Source organism: Solirubrobacter soli DSM 22325, assembly GCF_000423665.1.
In the GTDB taxonomy this organism is placed as follows: domain Bacteria; phylum Actinomycetota; class Thermoleophilia; order Solirubrobacterales; family Solirubrobacteraceae; genus Solirubrobacter; species Solirubrobacter soli.
This window is the reverse complement of record NZ_AUIK01000010.1, coordinates 381,275-404,981: the sequence shown is the minus strand read 5'-3', so window position 1 is coordinate 404,981 and position 23,707 is coordinate 381,275. Positions and strand designations below refer to the sequence as shown.

Here is a 23,707-nt window from a genome sequence, read left to right as displayed (position 1 = left end):
GGAGGCCCCTTCCCCGCATGGGGGGAAGGGGCCCCGCCCGCTACTTCAGCTTGACCGTCGCCTTGACGGTCTTCGCGCCCTTGACGCGGAGCTTGACCGTGGCGGTCTTCCCCGCACGCACGGCGTACTTCTTCGTCGCCAGCTTGGTCTTGCCGCGCACGAGCTGGACGGTGCCGCGGCACACCGCACCCGCGTCACCCGTGCAGTTCACCCGCACCGAGACCGTCCGCCCGCCGCGCACGCGCAGCGTCTTGGCGGACTTGAGCTTCGCGCTGGCGCGCAGGGTCTTCGACTGTCCGAGCACCCCACCCGACGGTGCCACGGGCGACGGGGCCGTGACCGGCGGGGCGGGCGTCGGCGTCGGCTCGACCTCACCCTCGACGACGACCGGGACGCTCACGGAGCCGCCGCCCAACACACCCAGATGGGTCAGCGTGCGCTTCATGAACTCCACCCGCGCCGACTCGTTGATGCCCTCGAAGCCGAACCCGGTGTAGACGGTGTCGTCGGTGGTGACGACGCCGCCCTCCTTGAACTCCTCCGTGCGCCGCTCCCAGCCGTTGACGGGGACGTCGGTGCCGGCCGGCGGCGGGCCTGCGACCCACCCGCCGGTGCCCGTCTCGAAGTCGTTGGACTCGAGCACGGTGGCGCCGTCGGTGAGCTTGAGGTCGTCGACCCAGACGCCCAGGCCGAGGGTGCCCCAGTCGGTGATGACGCTGATCCGCAGGTCGACCTTCTTGCCCGCGTACGCGGACAGATCGACCGTCCAGTCCGTCCACCCGCCGGACGAGCCGGTGAACGCGTTCCACACACCGGTCGTCCCCGTCGGCTCACACGTCGGCGACCAGTAGTGCAGCAGGAACGGGTGCGGCGCGTCGGAGTCCGTCGCCAGGCCCTCGGCGCAGGAGTCGCCGGTCTCCTGCGTCGTCAGCGAGACGTCGGCATCGCCGGCACCGTCGGTGTCGGCCTCGGGCAGCGTCGTCCACGCGTCGCTGTTCGGGTCGGTCGTGACATCGCGGGCCTCGACGGTCACCCAGTCCCAGTTGGCCTCGACGTCGCCGCTGAACTTGAAGCTCAGCTTCGGCGCCGCGCGGCCGGTGAGATCGAGCGTCTTGCCCAGCCGCTTGTAGGCCTGGCTGTCGGCTCCCGCGGACATGTACATCGTGCCGCTGTAGGGGCTGAACGGGGCGGCGCCGGGCCGCAGCCAGTCGGCCACGGACCGCGAGGACGCGAACATCGGGAACTGCGCGGGCGGCAGCACCGAGCTCGTGACCACGAACGTCGCCGAATGGTCCTGGTTGTTCGCGCCGGTCTCGTCGAACAGCCACGACATGCCGTTGTACGGCCCGGACCCGCGCAGGCCGTACGGCCGGCCTGCCTCGTCGTCGAACGTGTTGCCGGGCGTGGCGTAGATGTAGGCGCCCAGGTAGTACTGGAGGAAGTCGTCGTTGTGGGCGATGCAGCCGTCCGCGGCCGCTGGATCGTCCGGATCGAACTCCGGCAGCGCGTTGTCGCACCACCGGCCGCCCTCCGGCGGCTCCGGGAAGCCGAAGTTGCGGAAGACGTTGCCCTCCGCCCACTGCTGGCCCGCGCTCTTGCCGGTGAAGAACAGCTTGCCGCCCTCGTTGAGGAAGTGGCGGACGTCGATCATCTCCTCGACCGCCAGCCGCGCGGTGCCGGTGCCCGCGGGCTGCCCGGGCCGGCGCGTCAGGTAGTCGTCGCCCATGTACCAGAGGACGGCGTCGTAGTGACCCAGCACCCCGAGCCAGTCCGGCGAGCGGTTCCCGCGCTTGTCGACGTCGTAGATGTCATACGCGACGCCGTTGGCCTCCAGGGCATCGGTGTAGTACGTCAGGTACGACGGGCCGGTCGTGTCCGGGTAGGCCGGGACGCCGGCCGTGTAGTTCTCGGCGCTGAGGATCAGCACCTTGGCGCCCGACTCGGCGCGCGCCGTGTAGGTGAAGTGCGGCGAGGACTTGCGGCCGCCCTCGAACCACACCTCGACCTCGTCGCCCGGCGACGTGCCGGTCACCGTCCCGCGCAGACGGTGGTAGTACAACCCCGGCTCCTGGTCGAACCGCTCGCCGCCGGTGAAGCCGGCGGTCGCCACGGTCCGAACGGGACCGTCGTTGATCCGGTAGCGCAGCTTCACCTCGCCCAGCGACTTCTTGGCCACGACCTGCACGGGCTGCGGGTCACCGTAGGAGTCCGCGAACGTCTCGACGTAGAAGTTCTCCACCGTGTTGCCGAGGTGCGAGATCGGATTCGCGGGATCGTCGGCCGAGCGCGCGAGGTCGAGCACGAACTCCTTGTGGCGCAAGAACTCCGCCTGGATGTCGGCCTCGACGTCCTGGAACTCGAACCCGCTCACGTTCGGGATGTCCGGCTCCGAGCCCTCGGGCGTGTAGGCGAGGATGCCGTTGGCGTAGGCGTCGTCGGTCAGGTCGCCGTTGGTGATGTAGAGCTCGGCGCCGATGTCGGGGTCGAACCGGTGGCCGGTGATCTCCCACTCGCCGTCGGCGTCGTAGTGGCCGTCGGCGATCGCGGGAGACGCATCGGTGCCCGCGTACGCCTCGAAGAGCTTGTCGTCGGGCGTCGGCGTGTACTGCTGGAAGCCGTTCGGCCACAGCAGCAGCTCGGCCGCCGTGTGGTCGTTCTTGTTGAAGACGAAGTCGACCATGCCCCAGAGCTTCTTGATCGCCTTGGTCTCAGGCTCTGAGTCCGGGCCCGCGCCGCGGTAGGTCTCCGACAGGAAGTCCTCGCTCGAGCCCTCGTTGTCGTAACCCCAGTGGGTGGCGTGGTTGCGGTTGATGTCCACGCCGTCGACGGCCTCGCCGAGCACGCCGTTGGCGTTGTTGTCGTTCATGTTCTTGCGCCACAGGCGGTTGCCGGGCGTGAACGTGTACTCGTAGCCGTCCGGGTTGTTGACGCAGACGAACCACAGCTCGCGCGTGTTGACCAGCTCGGTGGCGATCGCGCCGTCGGGCGTCGCCTTGCCGTAGTTGGTCGTGAAGTAGTTCAGCGTCCGCTTGCAGGTCTCGCCCGCCAGCCACTCGCGGGCGTGCTGCATCGCGTTGTAGAGCACCGCCGGCCGCGTGTTGTCGGTCCGCGTCTTGGCGCCCGACGTGACCTTCAGCGCGACGATGTCACGGTTCATACGCGTCTTGCCGAGGATGACCTTCTTGACGATGCTCATTCCCTCGAGCCGGTCATAGAGCTCGAGGTACTGCTCCTTGTTGTCGCCGGCGACGCGGTCGTAGCGACGCCAGACGTTGTATTGGGCGTCCGAGCCGACCGGCACATCGGCGGACTGCGAGGTGACCGTGTTGGCCTTGCCCTGCAGCGCGGGCGCGAGACCCTGCTTGGTCAGCGCGGCCGCCTGCTTGGCCGTGCCGTAGATCTCGAGGTAGCTGCCATGGTCGGCCTCGACCATGTCGTAGCCCGCCTTGGCGAGCCGTTGCTTGTTCTCCTGGGTCGGAGCGACCCGGTAGGCGTTCAGCGGCTCCCGCGCCGCCGAGGCCATGGGTGCCGAGACACCCAGCGCGGCCAGCGCCGTCGCAAGGACAGCGCCGCCGGTGCGCAACTGCATCAAGCCCTCCTATGAGCCTCCAATGAGTGACCGATGAAGTTACTGACTGGATCGAACGCGCGCGTCGCTTCCCCGCGGGGGTATAAACGCAGCATGCGCACGAGTGGGATCAACCACGTCAGCATCCACGCGATCGACCTCGACGAGTCCGTTCGGTTCTACGTGGAGCTGCTGGAGGCGGAGCTCCTGGACACGCCGAACTTCGGCGTGCAGGTGCAGTGGCTCGGCCTCGGGGGCACGCAGCTGCACGTCTTCGTCCGCGACGCGACGGCCCAGAGCCACCACCACTTCGGCCTCACCGTCGAGGACCTCGAGCCCGTCTACCGCAAGGCCGAGGCGCTCGGCGCGCTCGACCACGACTCGCACGCCAACCACATCATCGAGCTGCCCGGCGACGTCGCCCAGACCTACGTCCGCGACCCCGCCGGCAACCTGCTCGAGATCGACACCCCGGGCGCGTCCCGGCTGCCCGAGTGGCTGCGCTCGCGAATCCGCAAGCTCGACGACATCTACCCGCAGGACGAGGTCAACCGGCGCGCACGACTGTACGTGCGTGACCCTGCAGCAACGGGGTGACCAGGCCGGACGGGAGCGGCCGGGCGAGGTGGAAGCCCTGCGCGAGCGCGCAGCCGTGGCGGGCGAGGAACTCGAGCTGCTCGGGATGCTCGACGCCCTCCGCGACCCCGCTGAGCTCCAGCGCCTGCGCGAGCTGGATGATCGCGGTGACGATCGCCGACGAGCGTCCTTCGCCGGGCACGTCGCGCAGGAACGAGCGGTCGATCTTGAGCTCGTGCACCGGGAGGTCGCGCAGCCGGGCGAGCGAGGAGAAGTCGGCGCCGAAGTCGTCGATCGCGAGCTTGAGCCCTGACGCGGCGAGGCGCTCGAGCAGCGGGACCGTGCGCTCGGGGTCGGCCATCGCGGCGGACTCGGTGATCTCGGCGATGAACTGGCGCGGGTCGACCGCGCTCAGCTTCGCCAGCAGGCGGTCGGCGAACCCGTCCGAGCGCAGCTGGCGCGGGGAGACGTTGAAGGCGATGTCCGGCCGCAGGCCGAGATGGCGCCACGCCGCGGACTGCGCGATGACGGCGTCGACGACCCAGTCGCCGATCGGCTCGATCAACCCGCTGTCCTCGGCGCCCGGGATGAACTCGCCCGGCGGGACCATCCCGCGCTCCGGATCGTTCCAGCGCAGCAGCGCCTCGACCGCGACGGGCCGGCGCGTGGCGACCTCGAAGACGGGCTGGTAGTAGACCTCGAACTCCTCGCGGGCGAGCGCGCGGCGCAGGCGGGCGGTGAGCGTCAGCTGGCCGGTCGCGGGCGTCTCCTCACCGGCGGCGAAGCGGATCGTGCCGCGGCCGTCGCGCTTGGCGTCGTAGAGCGCGTTGTCGGCGCGCTTGAGCACCGCCGGCATCTCGGCGCCGTCGTCCGGGTAGGTGGCGATGCCGATGCTGGCCGCGATCTCGAACTCGTGGCCCTCGAGCGTGAACGGCCGCTCGAGCGTCTCCAACAGGCTCTGGGCGACGCGGCCCGCGGTGGAGCGGGCGTCGCCGTCGAGGTCGGCGAGCAGGAGCATGAACTCGTCGCCGCCGTGGCGGGCGAGCAGGTCGGTGGCGCGGGTGCGCTCGGCGAGGCGGGCGGCGACCTGGCGCAGGAGCTCGTCGCCGGCGGCGTGGCCGAGCGTGTCGTTGACGAGCTTGAAGCGGTCGAGGTCGATGTAGAGGACCGCGGCGGAGCGCTTATGGCGGCGGGCGCGCGCGAGCGCCGCGGTCACGTGCTCCTCCAGCTTCGCGCGATTGGCCAGGCCCGTGAGCGCGTCGTGGTAGGCCATGTGGCGCACGTGCTCCTCGGCGGCGAGCTGGTCGGTGACGTCCTCGCCGGCGATCAGCATCCCCAGCCCGGTGCGCGTCTGGACGCGGCGCCCGACCCAGCGCACGTACCGCCGGTCGCCTGCGCGGGTCTCGAGCGGGGTCTCGCGGCGCGGGTCCTTCGGGGGCAGGCCGGCGAGCGGGCGGACGAAGTTCTCACGCGCGATGTCGCGGAAGTCGACAGGGACGGCGATCTCGAACCAGTCCTCGTCGAGCAGCTCCTCCTCGCTGTACCCGAGGACCTCGCACGTGCGGCGGTTGACGCGCTCGACCACGCCGTGGCCGTCGAGCACGACGATCATCGTCCCGGCGACGTCGAGGTACTGCTGCGCGCGGCCGTGCTCGCTCGACAGCTGCGCGGCCCGGCGTGCGCGGCCGTAGGCCTGCCAGACGCCCATCACGGCCGCGAACGCGAGCACCATCAGCTCGAACGTGAGGTCGGCCGCGCTCTGGCCGGTGAGCGCTCCGGCCGCGGCGGCGAACACGAGCACCATCGAGCCGACGATCGCGGTCGAGACGACCGGGTAGGAGATCGCCGCGAAGATCAGCGGGAGGATGAACGCGAACAGGAGCGGTGAGTTCGTCCGGTCCTCGAGCACGGTGCCGAGCGCGATCGAGAAGACGACGAGGAAGCTCCACAGCAGGAAGAACGGCTCGCGCCAGCGCGAGGCGACGAGCCGCCGGCGCGGCAGCGCGAACATGCCGCAGCTCGCGAACGCCCAGAGGACGCAGACCGTGCAGAGGAAGGTCTCGTGCGCGCTGCGGGTCGACTGCAGCAGGTACGCGATGATCGCGATCGCCGTCCCGATCGCGAGCACGCCGCCGATCACGACGTCCTGGGCGCGCATCTCGATCACTTCTGTGTCGGTCAGGGGCCGGAGCCTCATCTCCCGGGTGATCGGCCGCGTGAACCTAGGCTTGCAGTGAAGAGGAGAAAACCTGGCGCCGGGCGAAACCGCTCGTCGGCGTCATGTTGGACCTCCGCACGCTCGAACCCGCCCGCCAGTCCGCTGATCGGCGCGTCGCGTTGGTTGCGGGGTTCGTCGTCGTCGCGACGTGCACGTTGGCGTCGGTGGCGGCAGGCGGTGGCGGGTGGGCACTGGCGTGGGGAGGCGCGGCAGCACTGGGAGGGTTGCCGTGGTTCTTCGCGTTCGGTGCCCGCTGGCGCCTCCTCGCCGATGCCCTCGACGGCGTCCCGTTCGCCTGGCGCGGCGACCGCATGGGCGTGTGGGCGACCGCCCCGGTCGCGGGCGCGCTCTGCGTACTCGTCCTCTGCGTGGCCTTCGGGCTCTCCTCCGGGCTGACGCTGCTCTGCTGCGTGCTCGGCGCCGCGCTCTACACCGCCTCGATCGCCTGGAGCGAGGCCCGCTACGAGCGCGCGATCCTGCTCGACCTGACCGTCCTCGAACTGCGCTTCCAGCGCATCACCGACAACCGCCCCCACCCCCAGGGGTCAGACCCCTCAACATTGCGAAGCACGGCGTAGAGCCAAATCCAGTGTTGAGGGGACAGACCCTTTAGTAGAGGCCGAGGGCGGGGCCCGGGTCGGCGTTCGCTCCGCGGACGGTCACCTCGAAGTGGAGGTGCGGTCCCGTCGCGAAGCCGGTCGAGCCGACCTTTCCGACCTGGGTTCCCGCGTTGACCGACGTGCCGACGCTGACGAGCGCTTGCGAGAGGTGGGCGTAGCGGGTGTGGACGCCGTTGCCGTGGTCCAGGACGACGGTCAGGCCCCAGCCGTCGTCGTAGCCGGCGAAGATCGTGCGGCCCGCGGCGGCCGCGGTGATCGCGGTGCCCGTCGGGGCCGGGAAGTCCAGGCCGGCGTGGAACTGGTTGCCGCGCGGGCCGTAGCGATCGCCCAGGGCGGCGGCGATCGGCCGGCGCAGCGCGGGGGCGCGGACCGGTGGGCGGCGCAGCGCGGCAAGCGTGGCGGGGCCGGCGACGCCGTCGGGGGACAGTCCGGCGAACGTCTGCAGGCGCTTTACCGCGTTGGTGGTGCGGGCGCCGAAGCCGCCGTCGACGGTCCCGCACGGGAAGCCGTGGGTCTCGAGCGCGAACTGCAGCGCCGCGACGTCCCACCCGCGATGGCCGAGCCGCAGCGGCCTGGAGCCGATCGGGTGGCGGCCTTGCGCGCCGAGCGCGCGGCGGGTCCGCGGGCCGACGATCCCGTCCGCGACCAGCCCGTTGCGACGCTGGAGGCGGCGCACGCCGGACGCGGTCCCGGGCCCGTCGATGCCGTCGACAGCCCCGGCGTAGACGCCATGCGCGCGCAACGCGACCTGCAGCGCAGCCACACGCGGGGAGGCAGCCGTCGCGGTCCCGGGTGCGAGAAAGCACGCCGCGACCGCCGCCGCCGACATCCATGTCCGGACCGACAACAACTTCTGGAGTGTTCTCGCTCTGACACCTTCCTCCTTCCTAAAGCCCACTTAAGGGGTCAGACCCCTTAGGTGGCGTTTAGGTCAGCGTCGCGTCGCGATGACGCGGGTGCCGTGGCGGGGGGAGAAGGTGACGTTGCGGCGGGCGACACGCTCGGCTCTCCGCGAGCCCGCGCGCAGGTCGAAGCGCTGGAGGATCTCGCCCAGCACGACGCGCATCTCCATCTCCGCGAACGCGGCGCCGAGGCAGCGGCGCACACCGCCGCCGTAGGGGATCCAGGTGTAGGTCGAGGGCGGCTTGGTGAGGAAGCGCTCCGGGCGGAAGGCGTAGGGGTCCGGGTAGGCCTCGGGGCGGGTGTGGGCGAGCCAGATCGCGGGGGTGACGTCGGTGCCGGCGGGGAGATGGACGCCGTCGGCGTCGAGGTCGGTCACCAGCCGCCGGCCGGCGAGCGGCACGACCGGCCGCAGCCGCAACGACTCCGCGACGACCGCGCGCAGGTACTCGTCGCCGCCGCTGTGAGCACGCCGGAGCACCTCCGGATTGCGGGTCAGCAGATCGAGGGTCCAGGCGAGGCCCGTCGCCGTGGTCTCGTGACCCGCGAGGAGCAGCGTCATCAGCTGGTCGCGAACCTCGCGGTCGCTCATCGCCGTGCCGTCCTCGAAGCGCGCCTGGACGAGCAATGAGCAAATGTCGTCCCCGGGGTTCGCACGCCGGGCCGCGATCTCGGAGAGCAGGTGCGCGTCGATCCCGGTAGCGAGCTCGCGCAGGCGGTCCATCGGCTCGCTGCGGCCGAACAGCACCGAGAACTGCAGCTCGCGCGAGACCGTCATGCTCAGCAGGTCGCGAAGGAGGTCGTGCAGCGGCCCGCGCTCGCTCACCCCGAAGACCGCCCGCTCGATCACCTCGAGCGTGATCGCCTGCATGCTCGGGTGGACGGCGAACCTGGCGCCCTCGGGCCAGCCCGAGAGCTCGCGCTCGGTCACCTCGCGGACCACCGACTCGTACGCCCGCATGCGCTCGCCGTGGAACGGCGGCAGCATCATCTTGCGCCGCGACAGGTGGTCGGCACCCTCGAGCAGCAGCAGCGACCGGGGCCCGACGAGCGGCCCGAGCGTGACCGTCCGGCCGGGCGGCAGATGGTGCCCGCGCTCGGAGTAGAGCGCGCGGATCACCTCGGGCGAGGAGACCATGACCAGCGGCGTCCTGAAGCCGCGGAAGAGCACGCTGAACGTGTCGCCGTAGCGACGCCGGCAGGACTCCATGAACGCGATCGGCCGGATCAGCCAGCGCGCGGTCTGCAGCGTCGGGGACTCGCTCGGACCGGCCGGGAAGGCAGTCACGCGAACGCCTCCTCCAGCGCGAGCGCCGCGGCGAGCGCGACCTCGTCCCGCGCGGCGGCGACCTGCACGCCCACCGGAAGCCCTCCGGAGGATCCGCACCGCACCGTCACCGCCGCCCACCCGGACATGTTCTGCGGCGTCGTGTAGCTCGTGTGGTTGGCGACCGAACCGTGCCGCGGCGCCGCGGTCGGGTAGACGGGGGAGAGGACGACGTCGACGTCCTCGGCGTACGCGGCCATGGCGGTCCGATACGCGTCCCAGCGCCCGAGCAGGTCGTAGGAGATCGCGTCCGCGCCATACGACGCCCACACCTCCTCGGTGAGGGCATGCCCGCCCGCGGGCGGCGGGTCCTCGACGATGTGCGCGCCCAGGGAAGCGAGCGCCTCGGCCGCGTCGGCGACGACCTGCGCCGTGTCGGCGTCGGGCCGGGAGATCCCGTCGTCGGCGAGCAGCGCGACGCGCAGGCGGCGGACGTCCGCCGACAGGGCCGGCAGGGCGGGCGCGGCCGCGGGGGACAACCGCGCGGCGGCTGCGGCCGGACCCACGGCGGGCGGCCACGGCGCGCCGGCGCGGCCGTCGATCACCGACAGGACCAGCGCGAGGTCGGCGACCGTGCGCGCCACCACCCCGATCTGCGTGCGCGGGTCGCGCAACGGCCCGAGCGGGCCGGCGTCGTCGATCACGCCCGCGATCGGCACCCGCCCCGCCGACGGCTTCAGCGCCGCGACACCGCAGAAATGGGCCGGAAGCCGCACCGAAGCGCCCGAGTCGGTCCCCAGCGCGAACGCGGAGGAGCCCTCGGCGACGGACGCCGCCGCGCCACCGCTCGAGCCGCCCGCGGAGCGATCCAACGCGTGCGGGTTGTTCGTGCGCCCGAACACCTCGTTGTCGGTCTCGATCCCGCCGCCCCACGGCGGGAGGTTCGTCTTGCCGAGAAGCACGGCGCCCGCGGCGCGAAGCCGCGCGACGGCGACCGCGTCCGAGTCGGCGATCTCGTCGCGCCGCTCCGCCACACCCGCGACGAAGGGGAGACCGGCCGCCGCGATGTTGTCCTTGACGGTGAACGGCACGCCGCAGAGCGGGCCCGCGACGGGCGCGACGAACTTCGCGGTGGCGACGATCGCGTTGACGGCGGGGTCGATCGCGGCGACGTGGCCGAGGAAGACCTCGGCCGCCGAGACGTCGCCCGCCGTGACGCGCGAGGCGATGGTGGTGGCCGGCGCTCCGACGAGCACCGGCCGACCGTACCGGATCGGGGTCAGACCCGGGCCCGGGCCGCGTCGCGGCCCGGGCGGGGAGGACGGTGGGTCAGACCCCGGGCGGGGTCGGCCTAGATCGGCGACGAGGGACGCGCCAACCCCTCGGCGAGGTCGCCGAAGCCCGGGGCGATGATCGCGCCCGGCTGGGCGATCAGTTCCTCGGCGACGAGCGCCTCGGTGGTCAGCAGCAGCGCCGCCACCGACGCGGCGTGCTCCAGCGAGAGCCGCGTCACGCGCACGGGGTCGATGACGCCCTTCTCGTACAGGTCGCCGAACTCGCCCGTCAGCGCGTTCAGGCCGTGGCCCGCGGGCATCGCGCGCACCTGGTCGACGGTCGCGTGGCCGTCGTAGCCGGCGTTGGAAGCGATCCAATAGAGCGGCTCGGAGAGAACGTCGCGGACGATCTCCGCCCCGCGGGCGTAGTCGCCCTCGAGAGACAACCCGTCCAGCGCAACCGCCGCCCGCAGCAGCGCGGTGCCGCCGCCCGGGACGACGCCCTCGGACACGGCGGCCTGGGTCGCCGCCAGCGAGCCCTCGGTGCGCCGGAAGCGCTCCTTCTGGGCCACCTCGGACGGCGCGCCCACACGGATCACGGCGAGGTTGGCCGAGAGCCGCGCGATCCGCTCGCCGAGGATCTCGACGTCGCGGTCATGGACCGCCCGCGAGAGCTCCACCCGCAGCTGGGCGAGCCGCCCCTCGACGGCCTCGGAGCCGCCGGCGCCCTCGATGAACGTGCAGTCGTCGGCGGTGACGATCACCCGCTTGCAGGTGCCGAGGTGCTCCGGCGCGACGTCCGCGATCGACAGGCCGGCCTCTTCGGCGATCACGACACCGCCGCAGAACGCGGCCAGGTCGCCGAGATGCTGCACCCGCCGGTGGCCGAAGCCCGGCGCGCGCACCGCGACGGCCTCGATCGTCCCGTGGCGCATGTTGGAGACCAACATCCCCAACGCCGACGCCTCGACGTTCTCGGCCAGCACGACCAGCGGCCGCGAGCCGCCGCTCTTGGCCAGCGCATCCATGACCGGCAACAGGTCGTTCGGGTGCTTCAACGGCTTGTTGGTCATGAAGATGAGCGGGTTCTCGTAGACCGTCTCCATACGGTGCTGGTCGCGCACCATGTAGGGGGACAGCCACCCGTTCTCGACGACCATGCCTTCGACGAAGCGCACGCCCACGCCCGGCTCGTCGGACTCCTCGATCGTGACGACACCCTCAGGGCCGACCCGCTCGAGCGCCTCGGCGACCACGCGGCCGATGACCTCGTCCTCCTTGGCCGCGATCGTCGCGACGTGGACGAGCTCTGAGCCCTCGACCTTGCGGGACACGCGCTGCAGTTCGGCGACCACGGCGGCTGCGCCCTCCTCGATGCCACGGCGCAGCAGCATCGGGTTGGCCCCTTCGTCCAGTGCGCGCATGCCCTCGCGCACGATCGCCTGGGCCAGGAGCGTCGCCGTCGTGGTGCCATCGCCCGTCTGATCGGAGGTCTTGTTCGCGACCTCGCGGACGAGCTGAGCGCCCATGTTCTTGTACTGGTTGGTGAGCTCGATCTCGCGCGCGATCGTCACCCCGTCATTGGTGATCGTGGGAGCGCCGGCGAGGCGTTCCAACACGACGTTGCGCCCCTTCGGGCCCAGGGTCACCTTGACCGTGTTGGCCAGCTCGTCGACGCCTGCTTGCAGCAGGAGACGAGCCTCGTGATTGAAGTAGAGGCGCTTGCCCATCTGTCTCTCCTCTTAGGCGGGAACGAGGATGCCTCGACCCTGCAGGCGTCCGTTGTCCAGGTCGGCCATCGCGTCATTGATGGCGTCGAGCGGGTACTGCGAGGTGTGGAGCTTGACCTTGCCCTGGGCGGTCAGGGTCATCAGGTCCTGCAGGTCGATGTAGGTGCCGACGAGGTTGCCGATGAACGAGATCTCGCGCGAGATGATGTCGATCGTCGGCACGTTGATGTTCTCGCCGTAGCCGATCACGTAGTAGAAACCGCCGTCCTGCACCATGTCGACGCCATCCTCGATGGCGCCCTTCTCGCCGACGAAGTCGATGATCGCCTCGGCGCCCATCCCGTCCGTCAACTCGCGAACGATGTCGCGTTGCGTGCCGTCGACCTTGACCGTGTGGTCGGCGCCGGTCTCCTTGGCCAGCGCGAGCGCCTTCTCGGACGGATCGATGACGATGATCTCGGTCGGCGTGTAGGCCTTCAGGCACTGGATGCCGATGTGGCCGAGGCCGCCGGCCCCGATGACGACGGTCTTCGTCCCGGCGCCCAGCACCGGGATCGCCTTCTTGACCGCGTGGATGGCGGTCAACCCGGCGTCGGCCAGGGCGGCGATGTCAGTCGGGTGCAGCGACGGGTCGAGCTTGATCACCGAGCGCGCGGAGGTGTGCAGGAACTCCGCGAACCCGCCGTCGCGCCCGATGCCCGGGAACTCGCCGTTGATGCAGTGCATGTCGTCGCCCTTGCGGCACGGCCGGCAGAGCCCGCATGAGATGAACGGGTGGACGATCACCGTGTCGCCGACCTCGACGTTGCTCACGTCGGAGCCGATCTCGTGGACCCAGCCCGCGTTCTCGTGCCCGGGGACGTACGGCAGGACGACCTGGGACTTCTCCGCCCACTGGCCTTCCTGGATGTGCAGGTCGGTGCGGCACAGGCCGGCCGCGCCGATCTTCACGATCACGTCGTGGGGACCGAGGATCTTCGGCTCGTCGATCTCCTCGACCTTCAGAGCCTCGTGGTACTTGTGCAGACGCGCGGCCTTCATGCGGCGACTCCCTCCTCGGCGTAACGAACACGCAAAAGATCACGGCACATACCGCCGTTGGTCTCCAGCGACAGTGCCGTCAGCGACGCCATCCGCCGGAACCGTGCGAAATCGGCGACGGGCTGGCCGTCGCCGGTGACGAACGCCGGAGCCTCGTCGGACGTGTCATAGCCCAGCTCGGCCCGCAGCTCGCGGACCCGCTCGGCGTCCGGCCCGCGCAGCTCGCCGAGCCGCACCGACGCCGGATCGTCATACGACGCCAGCAACCGCCCCTGCCGGGCGACCAGCGCCTTGCGCTGGAACAGCGCCCGCAGCGCGTCCAGCTCGCCCCGGGTCTCGCCCGGGAACGCGCTCTCGAAATCGCCGCCGGCGTCGATGGCGGTGTTGATCTCGGCGCCCGTGTAGTGGTCCTCGAGCTCGATCACGACCCGCCCCAACCCGGGCACGCGGCCGACCGCGGCCCGGGCGTCAGCAGCCATCAGGAAGGCGAAGTTCGGCGCACACTGCGGCGTCGGAAGCCGCAGCCGCACCGAGACATCTCCCGCGTCGGTCACGACGCAGGAGCCGACGAAGCCGAGCGTGGTGATCGGCTCGTCGAGCTCCGGGTCGTAGACCGTCCCGAGCTCTTGGAGGACTCGGGAGCGGAGGTTCATCCGACGCCCACTGCGCTCTCTTCGGAGGCCGGCTCGTCGGCGGGCACGTCGCCGCGCAGGTCAGCGGGGACCTCGACGTCATACAGCTTGGCGCCATTGAGGCCGAGGATCTTGCGCTTGCCGTTCTCGTCCAGGCCCGGGAAGTCGCTATAGGCCGGATCGTCCGGCATCTCCCACGCCAGGAACTTCTCGATCTGCCACTGCGGCTCCCAGATCGCGTAGTCCGAGCCGAACAGCATCTTGTCCTCGCCGACCCAGAACAGCAGCTCGCCCATGACCTTGTTGAAGAAGTTCGGGCGGGCGTGCGAGAGGCCGCCGATGACCACGGCGAGGCCGGCGTAGACGTTGGGCTCCTGCGTCGCCATGAAGCAGAAGTCCTCGATCCGCGGCAGGCCCACGTGCTCGACGATGAAGTTGAGCCGGCCGTTGTAGTCGGTCGCGACGTGGTCGACGTCGGCGACGTCGAAGGCGTCCTTGTCCAGCGGCCAGATCGTCGGGCCCTTGTGGACGTGGATGTTCGTGATGCCGAGCTCGACGCACTTGTCGAAGAACGGCTTGGCCTCCTCGTCGGTCAGCTTCCAGCCGCGCGAGCCCTTGTACCACTCGGCGGTATAGAGCTTGACGCCCTTGAGGTCGTACTTCTCGTTGTCGGCCTCGAGCTGTTCCAGGCCCGCCGTGCCCTCGCGCGGGTCCCAGCGACCGTTGACGATGAGCTTCCCGGGGAAGCGCTCGAGCAGCGCCCCGTTGGCATCGACGTCGTTGAAGCCGGTCGTGTACCACTCCTTCAGGTACGTCGACTGAAAGACGGCCTTGTCGACGCCGCCGTTGGTGAAGACGTCCTTCTCGAAGTCCTCGATCGTGTACTTCTGGAACTTCTCGAGCGTCCAGTGCGTCTCCGCCGGGCCGAGGCCCTGGTACGCGTGGAAGCACTCGATCCAGCCCTTGGCGTACTCCTCGTGGCCCTTGACCCAGTTGGCGGGAGACGCGTCCCAGAAGTGCAGGTGGCTGTCGAAGATGAAGTACTTCTTGCCGTCTTTCTCGTACATCTAGCTCCTCCTACTCGACGACTTGGAGATCGAAGTCGATGTACTCGGCCGCGTCCTCCGGGTTGGCGAACAGCACGACGCGATCGTCGAGGACCACCATACGCCCGTAGTGGGTGCTCATGATCTCTTCGAAGTCGTTGTTGCCGAAGTCCTCCCAACCCAGCGCTTCCGCGATCTCCTCGTAGTCGAAGTCGATCTTGTTGACGCCGTCGACGCGGATCATCGAGGGCAGTTCTTCGACCGTGACGTTCTCCTTGTCGCGCATCACGTTGGCGACGACGTAGCCGACCTGGTTGTTCATCAGCGTCACGCCGGCCCGGTTGGAGGGCGTGTTGTCCGCGGCGAAGTGGCTCATGCGTTGACCTCCTTCGGGGTCTCGAGGCCGAGGTACGAGCAGAGCTCCTGGAAGCGGCTGCGCGAGCGGTCGTAGGAGTCCTCGAACCGGACGACCTTCTCCGAGAGCTGCGACCAGATCGGCTGCAGGTTGCGGCCGGCGTTGACCGCCGCGGGGGTGTACTTCTCGAGCCAGCCCTGCATCGTCGCCTTGTTGGCGGCGCCGTGCTCGGAGTCCTCGGCCAGCATCTGGAACAGCGCCCGTGCGCCGCGCTGCTCGCGGGCGGCGTCGGACTCGCCGGCGCCGATGATCGTCGGGGTCACGAAGTCACCCTGCGGCGCGGCGGCCTGCATGACGAAGCCCGAGCGGAACAGCTCACCGACGAGCTGCTCGAAGACGACCGTCGTGGCGAAGAACGCCTCCGACCAGTCGCGGATCCCGGTCAGGCCCTCGACCAGTTCGCGCGTCGGCTGCCAGATCGGGTCCGACTGCCAGACCTCCTTGTGCACCGAGCCCTCGAAGTCGTCGATCTCCTCGCTGAGCGCGAGGTTGTAGAGGATCAGGTCCTGTGCGAAGCGCAGCTTGTGCACGGCGCCGACGCAGATCGCGTTGTTGATCATGTTCGTCGGGGCATCGCGCTGGGCCGGCGTGTAGACGTGCATCCCGATGCCGTGCTCGGCGTGCGCCCACGCGAACACGTGATGCGAGAGCACCTTGACCCACGCGGGGTTCATCGCCTGGAACACGTGCGCCGTGCGGCCGTGCTCGATGTTCTGCGAGATCTGGCGGACGACGTTCGCGTTGTTGCGATAGATCGTCTGCTCCCACTCCTCGTTGGGATCGAGGAACGCGTGCCAGTTGGTCGACTTCAGCGCCGACCACTCCTGCGGGTAACCGGCGTCGCCGTTGGCGAAGGAGTAGACCCAGCCCTGCGTCAAGTGACGCGCGGGGTCGGGCTGGACGTCCATCGTGACGTCCTCGTAGACCGTCGCGCGGCGCTTGCGCGGCGTGAAGTAGTTGTAGCTGCGGCTCTGCCAGGAGGGGAATTCCTGCGCCCCGGCCTCGGCATCCGTGAACACAGGCTTGGGGACGCTGCGTTCCTTGACCTCTGTCGCCATGGGTCTCCTCACTCGTCCGCTGTGGTGGTGAACTTGTCGTAATAGATGTGCGCCTCGGGCACGCCTTTGGCTTCGAGGAGCGCAATGGCTGCCTCCACCATCGGCGGGGGGCCGCAGACGTAGGCGTCCACTTCGGCGACGTCGCCTTCGAGGCGATCGACGACGTCGGTGATCAGGCCGCTCTCGCCCTTCCACCCGTTGGAGTCCTCCGACAGCGCGGGGACGAAGCCGCAGGGCAGGGTGCCGAGCTCCTCCACCTGGAAGAGGTCGGCCTCGGTGCGAGCGCCGTAGTAGTAGGCCGCCTCACGGTCGATCCCGTTCTCCTGCATCGAGCGCAGGAGCGCGAGGATCGGCGCCATGCCGGCGCCGCCGCCGATGAACAGCAGCCGCCGGGGCGAGCTCGGCCGCAGCGTGAAGACCCCGTAGGGTCCGGTCACCTCGATCTCATCGCCCGGCTTGACCGAGCCGTCGGCGAGCAGCCCGGAGAACTTGCCGCCGGGGTACGCCTTGATCATGAACTCGAGCGAGTCCGGGCTCGTTCCCGCCATCGAGAACGAGCGGTGGTGCTCGGTGCCCGGGATCCGGATGTCGACGTACTGCCCGGCCTTGTACTCGAGCGGCTCGGACGGCTTCAGTTTCAGGAAGAAGATGTCCGAGGTGAGCGGCTCGACCGCCTCGACCGACGTGGAGATCGTCCGTGGCGGCGTACCGCCGTGGATGATCTCCTCGTCGTAGTTGATCAGCTCGATCTCCATGTCGGAGTAGGGGTGGGCGCGGCAGAGCAGCGTCCACCCTTCTGCCTCCTCGAAGTCGGGCAGCGCGAACGTCGAGTAGCGGTCGAGGTCGACCTCGCCGTCGAGGATGAACGACTTGCACGCCGAGCACTGACCCTCCTTGCAGCCGTGCATGAGCATGATGCCCTGCCGGAAGGCCGCGTTGAGGATCGTCTCGGACTCGTCGACCTCGATCTCGATGCCAACGGGTTCGAAGCGGACGGTGTGCGTCTTGTCAGCCACGACGGCGAGACCTCTCCGCTTAGGCCGCCGCCGGCCGGCCGGCCGGTCCGCCTCGCTTGTACTCGGCCATGTGCTGCTCGCGCTCCTCCGGCGTCATCTCGTTCAGCAAGATGTTCGGGCTGTTGAGCGTGATGCCGCGGCACTCGTCCAGCGTCCACATCTCCTTCGGATCGAGGTTGAGATGCGGCTGCGGGACCAGCGTGTTGCCGTCGTCGCGGACGTAGCCGAGGGTCTGCATGATGTCGGCGAGGTCGTTGCCGTGATGCAGGGTCTCCCACTCGCGGACGCCGGAGAGCTTGCCCATCGACGGGGTCGGCCGGCCTTCGTACTCGGGCCGGAAGGCGACCTTGTCCGTCCAGTGGCAGGTCTCCGAGCAGTACGTGCGCACCTGGCCGTCGACCTCGTCCATGACCGCGTCCTCACGGATCAGGCACGGGACCATGCAGGTCCAGCAGCGGTGCGGGTACTGGTAGTTGGCCTCGGCCTCGAAGGCGATCGGCTTGTGGCCGTTCTTCTTCGAGAGCTCGCCGTACTTCTCCCACCAGCGGCCGTACTTGTCGTACCAGCCCGGGTACTTGAACTCGAACCACTCGAAGTCGGTGTCGTCCATCGCGTCGATCCGCCAGTAGTTGGCGAACCAGCCGGTCGCGAAGAACTGCGCCGTCTCGTGGATGTAGCCCTTGTTCCAGATCCGGTTCCAGGACTCCTCGACGAGGTCGTGGGGGATCGTCAGGCCGTACTTCTCCAGCGGGACCAGGTACGACCGGTAGTAGTCGTCATAGATCCAGCGGCGCCAGGCCTCGGCGTAGGACTCGCGATCCTTGCGGCGGTCCTTGGTGCCGTACTCGATGAACGTGCCGATCGCCGCGTCCACGACGGCGTGGTTGTTCCACCACGCGTACCGCAGGTCGCGCTCGAGCAGCTGGCGGTTGCGCTCGTCGGCGAGCGCCATGAGGATGATCGAGTAGCCATTCGAGATGTGGCGGCTCTCGTCGGACTGCACCGAGTGGAAGACCGTCGGCAGCAGGTAGTCGCCGTTGGCCGCGGCCTCGCCGGGCATGGCGACGAACAGGACGTTCGTGAAGGCCGTCTCGGCCACGATCGTCAGGTAGACGTTGGCGGCGGTGATCGCGTCGCCCGTGATGAAGCCCTCACCGAACTGGCGGCCGATGGTGCCGGCGTAGCAGTTCGCGAACCCCTTCTCGGTCAGGTCGAAGCCGGCCGGATCGATGTAGTGGTTCATGTACAGGCGCTTCAGGTTCATCTGGATCGTCGAGTGGCGGACCTCGTCGATCATCTGAATCGCGAGGCCGTTGTGGACCTCAGGATTCGGGACCGCGTTGATGGCCAGCGGCATCGCGCGGGCCGCGGAGATCTCCGGGAACGGGATGATGCTCAGGAAGAGCTTCTGCCACTCCATCCAGCGCTGCTGGACCTGGCGGAACATGTTGCCGCGGATGGCGCCGTCCATCGCGCCGAACACACGGTTGTCCTTCTCCTCTTCCATCGGGAAGTAGGAGCGCAGGACCTGCTTGAGCGGGTCCTTCTTCGGTGCCTTCTCGAACGTGTAATCGGTCGGGTACTTGTCGACCGGCTCCACGAACGTCGGGTCCCAGGAAAGTTCCTGGATCTTGTTGTGGGCCTTCGTGATGCTTGCTCTGCTCACGACTGGCTACCTCCTTTGGCGCAGCCGACGTTTCACCGCGAGGTGCTCGGGTGCGGACGCTAGGACTGGGGATCGACCTACTTCAAGAACTTCGCGACGATCCGCACATGCTTGGAATCCGACGATGTCCCTCAGGACCTCGATCAGGTGCTCGTGCTCGGCGTCGAAAGCGCGCACGGACATCGAGATGCCCGCGGCGCCGAGGAAGTGGCCGTGCTCGTCGAGCAACGGCGCGGCGATACAGCAGAAATCGGGGGCGATCTCCTCGCGGTCGGTCGCGATGCCGGTGCGGCGGACGCGGCGGAGATCGGTGCGCAACGTGTTCGGATCGATGATCGTGTCCGGCGTGAAGCGCTTGAGGCCGGCGCTCAGATAGCGCTCGAGTGCGCTGGCGGGTGCGCGGGCGAGAACGACCTTGCCGAGCGCGAGAGCATGGGCGTTGTCGCGGATCTCCGGATTCATCCCGGGCAGCTTCGGCATGCCCTGCAGACCACGCTCGAGCACGACCCGAAGGTGTCCACCGCGCAGCACCGCCAGATACGCGCGCTTGTGCGTGCGCGCGAGCAGGTCGTCGACGACGCCCGACAGATCGTGCCTGTCGGACTCCTCGGCGACGGTCTCACGGAACTCCGGCGACAGGTGGTACAGGCCGCCGGGCAGACGCTCGGCGACGCCCTCGTCGCACAGGCTCGCGAGCAGGTTGTAAGCCGTGGAGACGCTCTTGCCGAGCGACTCCGCGACCTCATCGGCGCGAACACCGTCCGGAGCGCGGGCGAGAAGCCACGTGACACTCAGTGCGGCGCGTGCCGTACTCAGGCCACGGTGTGACCTCGTTGCCTGCATCCTCGCGGTCTCCTCCCACCGGATAACTGGATCAACTGGATCCAGTCTCCCCTGCGGGCGTTACATCAGCGCTGCACGACGCAGCTCGCCCACGCGGGCGGCGGCCAGCGACCGTCGCGGGTCGCGGAACTCGAGGTGTGTGAGCAGTCGCTTCCAGGCCGGAAGGTCGTCCTCGCCGGTGGGCGTATTGACCCACCCCCACAGCGCCTCGGCGTCGTCGGAAGTCATCACGGCCTGGCGCAGCCAGGTGTCCAGGCGCTCGCGCTCGCGCTGCACGCCCGGCGCCTCGGAGGTCGGGAGCAGCGGGCCCGGGTAGGCCTCGGCGGCCTCGCGCACGCGCCCGCCCGCGAGAAGACCTTCGATCAGGCGCACGTCGGTCTCGACGTCGCAGGTGAGGCGGTAGCGGTCGGTGTCGATCCAGGGGCCGAGCAGCTTGCGCAGGCGCGAGACCTCGACGCGCACGCTCGACACGCTGCCGCCGTCGCCGTGCAGGTCCGCGCACAGCGTGTCCGCGGTCATCCCGTTGGGGTTCGCGCACAGCAGCGCGAGGATCTCCGCCAGCCGCGGGCGCAGCTCGGTGTGGCGGTCGTCGATCGACAGCGTCGCCCGGTCGCGGCCGAGGAACCCGAGCTTGGCGAGCGGCCTTGCGACGCTCGTCACCCGCCGCGACTCGACCGCGTGCACGACGAAGGCCTCCAGCGTGGGGGAGACCGGTTCGGCGACGGCCGGCGTGCCCGATGGGAGCGTCAGGGCGCCGCCGCCGGGCGGGATCGCGAGGCGCCCGACGACGCCCCAGCCGGGCGGGACCGTGCCGATCGCGCGGCCCGAGGGCGTCATCAACGCGCTCCGGTCGGGCGCGACGCGGTCGCCGTAGCGGGCGTGCAGGCGGGCGTCGCGCTCCTGAAGGGCGAGTTGCAGGCTGGCCTCGACGGCGCGCGCGGTCGCGGTGGCGACGGCGAGGCTGTGCGGGTGGACGGTCGAGAGATCGCCCGTGAGGTCGATCACGCCGATCATGGCGCCGGTGTCCGGGTCGTGGATCGGGGCGGCGCTGCAGGTCCAGCGCTGCACGGGATCCGAGAAGTGCTCGGGTCCGAAGACCTGCACGGCATGGTCGAGCGCCAGCGCTGTGCCGATCGCGTTCGTGCCCGCGCCGCCTTCGCTCCACAGCGTGCCCTCGGCGAAGTTCATGTCGCCCGCCGCGCGGAGCCGCACCTGCGCGGAGCCCTCGATCGTCATCAGCATGCCGTTGGCATCGCTGACCACGATCAGGTAGCCCTGCTCGTCGGCGATCGCCGACAGGCACTCGTGGATCAGCGTCGACGCGGCGGCGAGCGGGTGCTCCTCCCAGCGCTCATGCGCCTCCGCCTCGTCCGCCACCACCGGGGCCTTGCGCCCGCCCGTGGGATCGACCCCGGCCGACTGGGACCGACGCCAAGAGTCGGTGATCGCCTCGCGGACGAGGTCTGAGGACTCCTCGTCGTCGGCGGCGAGGAAGCGCTCCCATGCGAAGCGCAATTCCTGCGCTCGCACCTTGGGCGTCGTCTCTCCGTCGACGGCGAGCCACGAATTCGGACTCACGTATCCACCCTACTGGTAATTCGCACAATCGTGGAGGTTGTTGACCCACTCCTTACGGTTGTGCAGTCCCAGCGCCCTCAGTTCCGGGGCGTCGTCTCATATTCCGCCTCGAGCCCGGGATCGGTGACCGGGTCGGGCGGCGGCGCGTGGGTCGTACCACGCAGCGGAACCTCTTTGAGCAGGCAGGCGAGAACGAAGGCGATCAGGGTCACCGCGGCACCGACGAGGAACACCGGTTGCAATGCGTTCACGAACGCGTGCAGGAAGTCGTCGAGGATCACGGGCGGGAGTGCGTGGACCTCAGCGGGGCTGACGTTCACCCCGCCGGAGAAGCGGGCGGCGACGTCGTGCGGCAGCGCTGCGAGCTCGTCGTTCAGGCGCGTCGCGAAGATGGCGCCGAAGAGCGCGACGCCGAGCGAGCCGCCCATGCTGCGGAAGAACGTCGCGGTGCTCGTCGCCACGCCGATGTCGCGCGGGGGCGCGTCGTTCTGGACGACGAGGACGATCACCTGCATGACGAGGCCGATGCCGACGCCGAGCACGAGCATGAACACGCTCGCCAGCCACGGCGGGGTGTCGACCTCCAGGCGGCTCAGCAGGAAGAGGCCGAGCGTGGTCACGGCGGTGCCGACGATCGGGAAGACCTTGTAGCGGCCGATGCGGCTGATCGCGCGGCCGCTGAGGATGCTCGCGGTCAACAGGCCGCCCATCAGCGGCAGCATCCGCAGGCCGGACGACGTGGGCGAGACGCCGTAGACGAGCTGCAGGAACAGCGGGATGAAGATGATCGCGCCGAACATCGCCAGGCCGATCACGAAGCCGATCGAGGAGGCGACGCTGAAGACGCTCGAGCGGAAGAGCTTCAGCGGGATGATCGGTTCCGCGGCGCGGGTCTCCTGGCGGAGGAAGATCGCGATCAGGACGAAGCCGGCCACGGCGAGGCCGATGATGGTCGGCGAGCCCCACTCGTATTGGTTGCCGCCCCACGTGGTCACGAGGATCAGCGCGCTCACGCCGGCGGTCAGCAGCACGGCGCCGAGGTAGTCGATCTTGTGGCGGTGCGTGGGGACGTGCAGGTGCAGGCGGAACGCGACGACCAGCACCGCGAGCACGCCGATCGGCATGTTCACGTAGAAGACCCAGCGCCACGAGAGCGTCTCGACGAAGAAGCCACCGAGCAGCGGGCCGGCGACGCTGGCGACGGCGAACACCGAGCCGATCAGGCCCATGTAGCGCCCGCGGTCGCGGGGCGGGACGATCTCGGCGATGATCGCCTGCGCGCCGACCATCAACCCGCCGGCGCCGAGGCCCTGCAGCGCGCGGAACGCGATCAGCTCGCCCATCGACTGGCTCATGCCGCTGAGCAGCGAGCCCGCGAGGAAGATCAGGATGGCCGCCAGGAACACCGGCTTGCGGCCGTACATGTCGCCGAGCTTTCCGTAGAGCGGCGTCGACGCGGTCGTCGCGAGCAGGTACGACGTGACGACCCAGCTGAGGTGGTCCAGGCCGCCGAGGTCGCCGACGATCGTCGGCAGCGCGGTGGACACGATCGTCTGGTCCAGCGCGGCCAGGAACATGCCCAGCATCAGCGCGCCGAAGACGGGGACCAGCGCGCGGCCGGTCAGGACGTCGGAGGTGGTGTTGCCGTTCTCGGCGGTCATGCGCGCAGCCCTTCGTACAGCGAGTCAAAGACGACGCCGGGAGCCTCGTCGTGGGTGAGCGCGCCGTCGGCCACGGCGCGAGCCCCGGCCAGCAGCAGCGCGCCGAACGAGCGGACACACCATTCGGTCGAGACCGTGGGTGAGAACTCGCCGCCGGCCTTGCCGCGCTCGACCAGAGCGCGCAGCGGCTCGCCGAGGATGCGGCGGCGATGCGCCTTGGTCTCCTCGTCGAGCTCGTGGCCGAGCTGGGTGAAGGCGTAGCGCTCGGCGACGTCCAGCCACGCCGTGCACAGGCGCCGCAGCGCCTCGGTGGCGCTGTCCTCGTCGAGCCGGCAGTCCAGCAGCGCCCGCTCGCTCTGCTCGACGGCCTGGCGCTGGATCGCGGCGATCAGCGCCTCGCGCGTCGGGAAGTGGCGGTAGACGGTCGCGCGGCTCACGCCCGCGGCGGCCGCGACCTCCGCCATCCCGATGCCCGGGTCGGTGCCCAGCAGGCGCGCGGCCACCTCCACGATCCGGTGGACGTTGCGGGCGGCGTCCGCGCGCAGGAACTCGACCGGGCGGGTCATCTGAGACAGCAGCGTAGCGCTTAACTGCGACG

General features: G+C 69.8%; 19 protein-coding genes. 2 read left to right on the top strand and 17 right to left on the bottom strand.

What is annotated here, in order from left to right:
- Positions 1-40: 40 nt before the first annotated feature.
- Positions 41-3,589: a M14 family zinc carboxypeptidase gene (locus G569_RS47585; protein WP_053226210.1), complete on the bottom strand. Its 3,549-nt coding sequence runs from the start codon at positions 3,587-3,589 to the stop codon at positions 41-43.
- 93 nt (positions 3,590-3,682) lie between these two features.
- On the opposite strand from G569_RS47585, the gene G569_RS0111730 reads away from it, so the two are divergent.
- A complete protein-coding gene (locus G569_RS0111730; RefSeq protein WP_028063556.1) occupies positions 3,683-4,165 on the top strand; it encodes a VOC family protein in 483 nt (160 codons plus the stop codon).
- On the opposite strand, the gene G569_RS47580 is transcribed toward G569_RS0111730, so the two are convergent.
- Positions 4,116-6,341: a putative bifunctional diguanylate cyclase/phosphodiesterase gene (locus tag G569_RS47580; protein ID WP_157591973.1), complete on the bottom strand. Its 2,226-nt coding sequence runs from the start codon at positions 6,339-6,341 to the stop codon at positions 4,116-4,118. The genes G569_RS0111730 and G569_RS47580 overlap by 50 nt on opposite strands.
- A gap of 83 nt (positions 6,342-6,424) precedes the next feature.
- Here G569_RS47580 and G569_RS0111720 point away from each other — a divergent pair, with 83 nt between their 5' ends.
- A complete protein-coding gene (locus tag G569_RS0111720) occupies positions 6,425-6,940 on the top strand; it encodes a hypothetical protein (protein WP_028063555.1) in 516 nt (171 codons plus the stop codon).
- A 31-nt stretch (positions 6,941-6,971) separates the two neighbouring features.
- On the opposite strand, the gene G569_RS57765 is transcribed toward G569_RS0111720, so the two are convergent.
- The 15 genes from G569_RS57765 to G569_RS47560 form a co-directional block, all read right to left on the bottom strand.
- Positions 6,972-7,745 (bottom strand): peptidoglycan-binding protein, encoded by a 774-nt coding sequence (locus G569_RS57765; protein ID WP_053226208.1) that lies wholly within the window; start codon positions 7,743-7,745, stop codon positions 6,972-6,974.
- Between the two features lie 168 nt (positions 7,746-7,913).
- On the bottom strand, positions 7,914-9,170 hold the full coding sequence (locus G569_RS0111710; RefSeq protein ID WP_169542123.1) for a cytochrome P450: 1,257 nt from the start codon (positions 9,168-9,170) through the stop codon (positions 7,914-7,916).
- Positions 9,167-10,405 (bottom strand): amidase, encoded by a 1,239-nt coding sequence (locus G569_RS62455; protein WP_037495896.1) that lies wholly within the window; start codon positions 10,403-10,405, stop codon positions 9,167-9,169. Before G569_RS62455 ends, G569_RS0111710 begins: the two co-directional genes overlap by 4 nt.
- A gap of 95 nt (positions 10,406-10,500) precedes the next feature.
- Positions 10,501-12,153, bottom strand: coding sequence for a chaperonin GroEL (groL, locus tag G569_RS0111700; RefSeq protein WP_028063553.1), 1,653 nt, complete (start codon positions 12,151-12,153; stop codon positions 10,501-10,503).
- Between the two features lie 12 nt (positions 12,154-12,165).
- The gene (locus G569_RS0111695) at positions 12,166-13,194 is read right to left on the bottom strand and encodes an NAD(P)-dependent alcohol dehydrogenase (protein ID WP_028063552.1); all 1,029 of its coding nucleotides are present in this window, start codon (positions 13,192-13,194) and stop codon (positions 12,166-12,168) included.
- Positions 13,191-13,847, bottom strand: coding sequence for a metal-sulfur cluster assembly factor (locus G569_RS0111690; protein ID WP_028063551.1), 657 nt, complete (start codon positions 13,845-13,847; stop codon positions 13,191-13,193). The genes G569_RS0111695 and G569_RS0111690 overlap by 4 nt, the downstream gene beginning before the upstream one ends.
- Positions 13,844-14,893, bottom strand: coding sequence for an amidohydrolase family protein (locus G569_RS0111685; RefSeq protein ID WP_028063550.1), 1,050 nt, complete (start codon positions 14,891-14,893; stop codon positions 13,844-13,846). The genes G569_RS0111690 and G569_RS0111685 overlap by 4 nt, the downstream gene beginning before the upstream one ends.
- Positions 14,894-14,903: 10 nt before the next feature.
- A complete protein-coding gene (mimD, locus tag G569_RS0111680) occupies positions 14,904-15,248 on the bottom strand; it encodes a propane 2-monooxygenase effector subunit MimD (protein WP_028063549.1) in 345 nt (114 codons plus the stop codon).
- On the bottom strand, positions 15,245-16,345 hold the full coding sequence (locus G569_RS0111675) for an aromatic/alkene monooxygenase hydroxylase subunit beta (protein ID WP_028063548.1): 1,101 nt from the start codon (positions 16,343-16,345) through the stop codon (positions 15,245-15,247). The genes mimD and G569_RS0111675 overlap by 4 nt, the downstream gene beginning before the upstream one ends.
- 8 nt (positions 16,346-16,353) lie before the next feature.
- On the bottom strand, positions 16,354-17,361 hold the full coding sequence (locus G569_RS0111670; protein WP_028063547.1) for an NADH:ubiquinone reductase (Na(+)-transporting) subunit F: 1,008 nt from the start codon (positions 17,359-17,361) through the stop codon (positions 16,354-16,356).
- A 19-nt stretch (positions 17,362-17,380) separates the two neighbouring features.
- Positions 17,381-19,027, bottom strand: coding sequence for a ferritin family protein (locus G569_RS0111665; protein WP_028063546.1), 1,647 nt, complete (start codon positions 19,025-19,027; stop codon positions 17,381-17,383).
- A 6-nt stretch (positions 19,028-19,033) separates the two neighbouring features.
- Entirely contained in the window at positions 19,034-19,870 is an 837-nt protein-coding gene (locus G569_RS0111660; RefSeq protein WP_028063545.1) for an IclR family transcriptional regulator, read from the bottom strand.
- Positions 19,871-19,930: 60 nt separating this feature from the next.
- A complete protein-coding gene (locus G569_RS47570; RefSeq protein WP_157591970.1) occupies positions 19,931-21,448 on the bottom strand; it encodes a GAF domain-containing protein in 1,518 nt (505 codons plus the stop codon).
- Between the two features lie 77 nt (positions 21,449-21,525).
- Positions 21,526-23,109 (bottom strand): MDR family MFS transporter, encoded by a 1,584-nt coding sequence (locus G569_RS47565; protein WP_053226206.1) that lies wholly within the window; start codon positions 23,107-23,109, stop codon positions 21,526-21,528.
- Entirely contained in the window at positions 23,106-23,675 is a 570-nt protein-coding gene (locus G569_RS47560) for a TetR/AcrR family transcriptional regulator (protein WP_053226205.1), read from the bottom strand. The genes G569_RS47565 and G569_RS47560 overlap by 4 nt, the downstream gene beginning before the upstream one ends.
- Between the last annotated feature and the right edge of the window lie 32 nt (positions 23,676-23,707).

Excerpts from the sequence above, each read along its gene's own strand:
- G569_RS0111660 (WP_028063545.1), bottom strand. The coding sequence starts at position 19,870 with ATGCAGGCAACGAGGTCACACCGTGGCCTGAGTACGGCACGCGCCGCA.
- G569_RS47560 (WP_053226205.1), bottom strand. The coding sequence starts at position 23,675 with ATGACCCGCCCGGTCGAGTTCCTGCGCGCGGACGCCGCCCGCAACGTC.
- G569_RS47585 (WP_053226210.1), bottom strand. The coding sequence starts at position 3,589 with ATGCAGTTGCGCACCGGCGGCGCTGTCCTTGCGACGGCGCTGGCCGCG.
- G569_RS0111690 (WP_028063551.1), bottom strand. The coding sequence starts at position 13,847 with ATGAACCTCCGCTCCCGAGTCCTCCAAGAGCTCGGGACGGTCTACGAC.
- G569_RS47580 (WP_157591973.1), bottom strand. The coding sequence starts at position 6,341 with ATGAGGCTCCGGCCCCTGACCGACACAGAAGTGATCGAGATGCGCGCC.
- G569_RS47565 (WP_053226206.1), bottom strand. The coding sequence starts at position 23,109 with ATGACCGCCGAGAACGGCAACACCACCTCCGACGTCCTGACCGGCCGC.
- groL (WP_028063553.1), bottom strand. The coding sequence starts at position 12,153 with ATGGGCAAGCGCCTCTACTTCAATCACGAGGCTCGTCTCCTGCTGCAA.
- mimD (WP_028063549.1), bottom strand. The coding sequence starts at position 15,248 with ATGAGCCACTTCGCCGCGGACAACACGCCCTCCAACCGGGCCGGCGTG.
- G569_RS0111720 (WP_028063555.1), top strand. The coding sequence starts at position 6,425 with ATGTTGGACCTCCGCACGCTCGAACCCGCCCGCCAGTCCGCTGATCGG.
- G569_RS0111675 (WP_028063548.1), bottom strand. The coding sequence starts at position 16,345 with ATGGCGACAGAGGTCAAGGAACGCAGCGTCCCCAAGCCTGTGTTCACG.
- G569_RS0111730 (WP_028063556.1), top strand. The coding sequence starts at position 3,683 with ATGCGCACGAGTGGGATCAACCACGTCAGCATCCACGCGATCGACCTC.
- G569_RS0111685 (WP_028063550.1), bottom strand. The coding sequence starts at position 14,893 with ATGTACGAGAAAGACGGCAAGAAGTACTTCATCTTCGACAGCCACCTG.
- G569_RS0111695 (WP_028063552.1), bottom strand. The coding sequence starts at position 13,194 with ATGAAGGCCGCGCGTCTGCACAAGTACCACGAGGCTCTGAAGGTCGAG.